Source organism: Marinitenerispora sediminis, assembly GCF_003336425.1.
Classification (GTDB): domain Bacteria; phylum Actinomycetota; class Actinomycetes; order Streptosporangiales; family Streptosporangiaceae; genus Marinitenerispora; species Marinitenerispora sediminis.
Map to the genome: position 1 here is coordinate 1 of NZ_QEIO01000225.1, position 5,674 is coordinate 5,674.

Sequence of the window (5,674 nt, forward strand, 5' to 3'; positions counted from 1 at the left end):
GGATGGGGCAGGGCTTCCTGGGACGCTCTCCGGGCGGGCGCCTGGTCGCGGTCAAGGTCGTACGCCCCGAGCTGACGGGGGACGCGGAATTCCGGCGCCGCTTCGCCGACGAGGTCAGGGCCGCTCGCAAGGTCAGCGGCTTCTACACCGCCCCGGTGGTGGACGCCGCCCCCGACGCCGCCCCGCCGTGGCTGGCCACCGCCTACATCCCCGGCCTCTCCCTGCACCAGGCGGTCGCCGGGCACGGCCCGCTGCCGTTGGAGTCGGTAGCGGTACTGGGTGCGGGCCTGGCGGAGGGGCTGGCCGCCGTGCATGCGGGCGGCATCGTGCACCGCGACCTCAAGCCCGGCAACGTGCTGCTCGCCGAGGACGGGCCCCGGCTGATCGACTTCGGCATCGCCCGCGCCCTGGACGCCACCTCCTACACCCAGACCTCCACCGTCCTGGGGACCGCCGCGTACATGTCTCCCGAACAGGCCCGCGCACAGGAGGCCGGTCCGGCCTCCGACGTGTTCTCGCTGGGCTGCGTGCTCACCTTCGCCGCCACCGGCCGCAGCCCGTTCGGCACTGGCCCGGTCCACGCGGTCCTGTTTCGGGTCGTGCACGAGGAGCCGGACCTGTCCGACCTGCCCGCGTCCCTGGCCGGCCTGGTGAGGGCGTGCCTGGCCAAGAAGCCTGGCGCGCGGCCCGACCTGGACGGTTTACGGGACTACCTCGCGTCCCTGGCGCCGTCCGGGCCGGCGCGGGCCGGCGGGCGGTGGCTCGGCGATGACCTCACCGAGGTCATCGCCCAGCACGCCACACGCCTGTACACCCTGATCGAGACGGGCCGGACGCAAGCCCGCGGTGGGAACGGGCGCGCGGCCACAGGGCCCGGTCGGGGAAGGGGCCCGGGCGGCGCGCGGGACGGCCGGCCCGGCCTGGCGGTCGGCAACCTCGGCTTGGAGGAGCTCGAAATCGTCATGGACGGGTCCGTGCTGGGCACGGTCCCGGGTGGCACGAGCCGTACCTTCGGAGTCGGTACCGGCGCCCACACCCTCCAGGCGCGCGCCGGGGCACGCAGTGGTGCGCCGCGACCGGTGACGGTGGGGCCGAGCGCCACCGCGGTCGCCTTCGATACCCCCAAACGCCGTTCACCGCCCGAACCAGTTGAAACCGTGACGTTCTCCGCGAACAAGGTTTCCGAAGTGATCGGGATGGGGCTGAGCGCAATATTTTGCTGCGTGGTCCTGGGACTGGTCCTCAACGTGGTCGCGCCGAACGAGTACCCGCCGCACCCGTTGGAGAGCCTGGCGAACCTCCTCCTCATGGGCAGCCCGCTGGTCGGCCTCGTCTTCGGTGCGGTGGAATCCGCGCGATCCGCACCTTGGCTCACCATCGGCCCGGACGGCCTGACATGGTTGGTCCGTTCTGAGAAGGAAGCCCAGCGGATCGCGTGGGCCGATCTCGACCAGGTCCGGCTCGTCGGCGAGGGTGCCAACGCCAGGGTCATCGTCTGGCCCGGCAAGCAGCGCCCCCGACCACGGGGGGAGCCTTTCCAGGGTGGTGTCACCGTGTGCACGGCCCGGGACATCGACGTCGCCTTCGGCCGGGGAGCCCACCGGTTGCGGGCCTGCCTGGAGTGGTTCCCCGGGGAGGCGAAGTGAGCGTCGGCCGACCGGAACACGGCATCCGCCCCGCACTGGCGTTCCCGGCCGGACGCGTCGCGGTCTTCCGGCCCCGGACGGCTGTGCCGAGCGGGGCAACGGCAGCCACCCGGCACTCTCCCCGGCCGGATCGAAGCCGCGGGGCATGTGGCCCCGAACCACCCAAGGGCTGGCGTGCCGCCCCGCAGGCGTGCGGCCCGCCGGCCTTGCCGGCGGAGTCGTGGCCGGGTCTCCCGGGTGCTGCCCCGGGTAGGTCGCGGCGGCGCGCTTCGCGGACACACCGCCGAGGTGCGCTCGAACTCGGCCCGTGTGAAGAAGGCCCTAAGCGGCCGAGCTGGCCTCCGCGGCGTAGGCGGCGAGGTCGTCGCCCATGCGCTGCATCACGCTCGGGAGGATGAACGGCATCAGCCAGCCGACTCCGGGCCTGGCGCGCCAGGTGCCCCGCCAGGTGATCGTCGTCCCGCCTGCGGCGGCCGGCTCCAGCTCGATCACCGCCCGGTAGTTCTTCAACGCGAGGTTGAAGGTGTCCTCGTAGGCCATCCGCCGGTTCTCCACGAGCTCGGTGAGTCGCTCGCCGGTGACCGTCCGACCCGAGCGGAAGGCGCGGACCGCCCCGACGCCGTCCCGCCCGTGCGGGTCCAACCGGGACGAGCGGTCCTCCACGAGCTCGTCCAGTCCGGAGGCCCACCGGGGCCAGGCACGTCCGTCGACCAGGAGACCCCACACGGTCTCTGCGGGGGCCGCGGTCGTGGCGCTGACACGATAGCGAGGCATGGCAGATCCTTTCGAGGCGTGAGCCGGTTCACGGCATCCATCCTCGGCGGACGGTGGCGAGGTATCCAGAGCCTCCCGATCACAGGCCCGCCGAGTCACCGTTCCGCCGGGGATGGGGGGATCGGCGGTCCGTGGCTCCGTCGGCCGGCAGGCGGTAGAAACGAGGGACTGGAGAGGGGAGACATCGTGATCGACCGCACCGGGTTGGCGGAGTTCCTCCGCAAACGGCGGGAGTCGCTGCAACCCGAGGACGTCGGCCTGCCGCGCGGGCCGCGCCGCAGGACCAACGGACTACGGCGCGAAGAGGTCGCGTCGCTGTGTTACATGTCGGTCGACTACTACTCCCGCCTCGAACGGGAGCGCGGCCCGCAGCCGTCGCACCGGATGCTTGCCTCGATCGCGCAGGGCCTGCACCTCTCCCTTGACGAGCGGGACCACCTGTTCCGCCTCGCCGGGCACAACCCGCCCGTCCGCGGCGCGGACAGCGAGCACGTCAGCCCCGGCATGCTGCGCATCCTCGACCGCCTGGACGACACCCCCGCCGAGATCGTCACCGAACTCGGGGAGACGCTGCGCCAGAGTCCGCTGGGCGTCGCGCTCACCGGCGATACGACCCAGTACACCGGTCCGGCGCGCAGCAAGGGCTACCGCTGGTTCACCGACCCGGCCGCCCGGGAGCTGTACGCGCCACAGGACCACGCGCTGCTCTCACGGATGTATGCCTCCGGCCTGCGCCAGATCGCCACGCTCCGCGGCCCGGGCTCCCGGGCGGCGCACTACGCCGACCTCCTCCTGGAGGAGAGCGCGGAGTTCCGCAGCCTCTGGAACGAGCACGAGATCGGCGTCCACCCCAACGAGGTCAAACGCTTCATCCATCCCAGGGTCGGCGCTCTGGAGCTGAACTGCCAGACGCTGCTCGACCCGCACCAGTCGCACCGCCTGTTCGTCTACACCGCCGTCCCGGGCACCGAGAGCTATGAACGGCTGCAACTCCTCTCCGTCGTCGGCGTGCAGACGCTGCACTGACTCGAGGGCGGGCACCTGGTGCGACCGCGACAGACCGGCGGCAGGCCGCGGCGCCGGCACCGCGTCCGTCCCACCGGTCCGGGGCGCACGGGGCGCCACCCACCTGCCGTCAATCGGTGCCGGCGGCCTCGGCTCCGAACACCAGCCCCTTGACCTGCTGGAACTCCTCTAGCCCGTACCGTCCGTACTCCCGGCCGATCCCCGACCGGTGGTAGCCGCCGAACGGGACGTCGCGGTTGAACCCGGCGCCGTCGACGAAGACCTGGCCGACCTGAAGCCGGCGGGCCACCTCGACGGCTGCGGAGCGGGTGCCGCCCCACACCCCGGCGCACCGGCCGTAGGGCGTCCGGTTCGCCAGGTCGATGGCCTCTTCGACCGCGTCGTAGACCTGGACCACCAGCACCGGCCCGAAGACCTCGTCGGACACGAGAGCCGAGCTGGGCGGCACATCGGAGAAGACCGTCAGCGGAACGAAGCGATCGTGCGGCGCTACGCGTGGCTGGGCGCGAGCGTGGTGATCAACTACTCCGCGGACAAGGACAGCGCGCCGCGCACGTTGGAGGGGGTCGAAGCGGCCGGGCGGGCGGACGTGCCGTCGCCGGCCGAGCTGGACGGTTTGTACGCGACCGCGATGGAGGCGTTCGGCCGCCTCACATCGTCGTCGCCAACGCCGGGATGGAGGTCGCCGGCCAGCCGGCGGCGGAGATCACCGAGGAGCAGTTCGACCGGCTGTTCGCGGTCAACGCCGAGGGCGCGTTCTTCCCCCTCCAGAAGGCGGCGAGGCTGGTCGCCGACGGAGGGCGGCTGGTCTACATCGGGTCCAGCACAGCGGTCAGCCCGCGCCCGGGGACGGGACTGTGCCCGTCGTCGAAGAGTGTCGCGCTGAACCTCGTGCGGGTCCTCGCCCTGGAGCTGGGCCCCCGCGACATCACGGTGAACTCGATCCTGCCCACCGCGACCGCCGGCGCCGACGTGGTCACCGACGTCGTCGGGGGCGACGAGCTCCCCCCTGCGAACGCCCGGCTGCGTCCGACCGGCGGACGCGCCGGCACCCCCGGGGACGTCGCTGACGCCGCCGAGTACCTCGCCGGCGACCTGGTGGGACGCATCAGCGGACAGTCCCTGCTCGTCGCGCGAGCCAGTGTCCCAGCGCACCCGGATCACATCCGCGGCCAGCGGCGGAGTGCGCACCCACGGATCGACAGTCCCTGGATGACCCCGGCGGCCTGGGCCACCGTGACTACCGGAACCACACTTTGAGGAGCACAGCGATGCGACGTCAACCGATCGACATCTCCATTCCCGACCTGTCCGGCAAGCGCGCGCTCGTCACCGGAGCCAGCGACGGCATGGGCCTGGGAATCGCCACGCGCCTGGCCGCGGCCGGCGCGGAGGTGATCATGCCCGTCCGCAACCCTCGCAAGGGCGCGAACGCGATCGCGCGGATCCAGGCGCAGGTCCCCAACGCGAAGGTCGCGCTGCGCGACCTCGACCTGTCCTCGCTGGAGTCGGTCGCGGCACTCGGCGCGACCCTGCGTGAGGAGGGCCAGCCCATCCACATCCTCATCGGCAACGCCGGCGTAATGCGCCCACCGAACCGGCAGACCACCGCCGACGGGTTCGAACTGCAGTTCGGCACCAACTACCTGGGCCACTTCGCCCTGGTCGCACACCTGCTCCCGCTGCTGCGCGCGGGCCGCGCCCGCGTCACCTCGCAGATCAGCGTCGCCGCGAGGCGGGGCAGCATCAACTGGGACGACCTGAACTGGGAGCGCTCGTACCACGGCATGCGCGCCTACGCCCAGTCCAAGATCGCGTTCGGGCTGTTCGGCCTGGAACTGGACCGCCGCAGCAAGGCCCACGGCTGGGGCATCACCAGCAACCTCTCCCACCCCGGGGTGGCCCCGACCAGCCTGCTGGCGGCCCGGCCCGAACTCGGGCGCAGCCGAGACACACTCCACGTCCGTGGGATCCGCGCGCTCTCCGCCCGCGGAATCCTCCTCGGCACCATCGAGACCGCGAAACTGCCCGCCCTGATGGCCGCGACCGCCCCCGACGCCAAGGCCGGTGTGCTCTACGGGCCCGCCGGCCCCGGCAATCTCGGCGGCCCGCCCGCCGAGCACCAGCTCTTCCCGCCGCTGCGCGCGATGGAGGAGGCACCCCGCGTCTGGGAGATCTCCGAACAGCTCACCAAAGTCTCCACCCCCGCCACCTGACCACCCCGCCAC

5 protein-coding genes and 1 pseudogene are annotated in these 5,674 nt (G+C 72.4%); 4 read left to right on the plus strand and 2 right to left on the minus strand.

Annotated features, from left to right (window positions below; genetic code table 11):
* On the plus strand, positions 1-1,646 hold a 1,646-nt coding region (locus DEF28_RS25230), incomplete at its 5' end, for a serine/threonine-protein kinase (protein WP_147281097.1).
* 321 nt (positions 1,647-1,967) lie between these two features.
* Here the strand turns inward: DEF28_RS25230 and DEF28_RS25235 are convergent.
* The gene (locus DEF28_RS25235) at positions 1,968-2,420 is read right to left on the minus strand and encodes an SRPBCC family protein (RefSeq protein ID WP_114399307.1); all 453 of its coding nucleotides are present in this window, start codon (positions 2,418-2,420) and stop codon (positions 1,968-1,970) included.
* A gap of 186 nt (positions 2,421-2,606) precedes the next feature.
* Here DEF28_RS25235 and DEF28_RS25240 point away from each other — a divergent pair, with 186 nt between their 5' ends.
* Positions 2,607-3,446 (plus strand): helix-turn-helix transcriptional regulator, encoded by an 840-nt coding sequence (locus DEF28_RS25240; RefSeq protein ID WP_114399306.1) that lies wholly within the window; start codon positions 2,607-2,609, stop codon positions 3,444-3,446.
* A gap of 109 nt (positions 3,447-3,555) precedes the next feature.
* On the opposite strand, the pseudogene DEF28_RS25245 reads toward DEF28_RS25240, so the two are convergent.
* Positions 3,556-3,924 (minus strand): annotated as a pseudogene (locus DEF28_RS25245) (aldehyde dehydrogenase family protein); the annotation flags it as partial.
* A 17-nt stretch (positions 3,925-3,941) separates the two neighbouring features.
* Between DEF28_RS25245 and DEF28_RS25250 the strand changes: the two are divergent.
* Together DEF28_RS25250 and DEF28_RS25255 are read left to right on the plus strand one after the other, a co-directional pair.
* On the plus strand, positions 3,942-4,706 hold the full coding sequence (locus DEF28_RS25250; protein ID WP_258862704.1) for an SDR family NAD(P)-dependent oxidoreductase: 765 nt from the start codon (positions 3,942-3,944) through the stop codon (positions 4,704-4,706).
* Positions 4,707-4,717: 11 nt separating this feature from the next.
* Positions 4,718-5,662: an SDR family oxidoreductase gene (locus DEF28_RS25255; RefSeq protein ID WP_114399305.1), complete on the plus strand. Its 945-nt coding sequence runs from the start codon at positions 4,718-4,720 to the stop codon at positions 5,660-5,662.
* Positions 5,663-5,674: the final 12 nt, after the last annotated feature.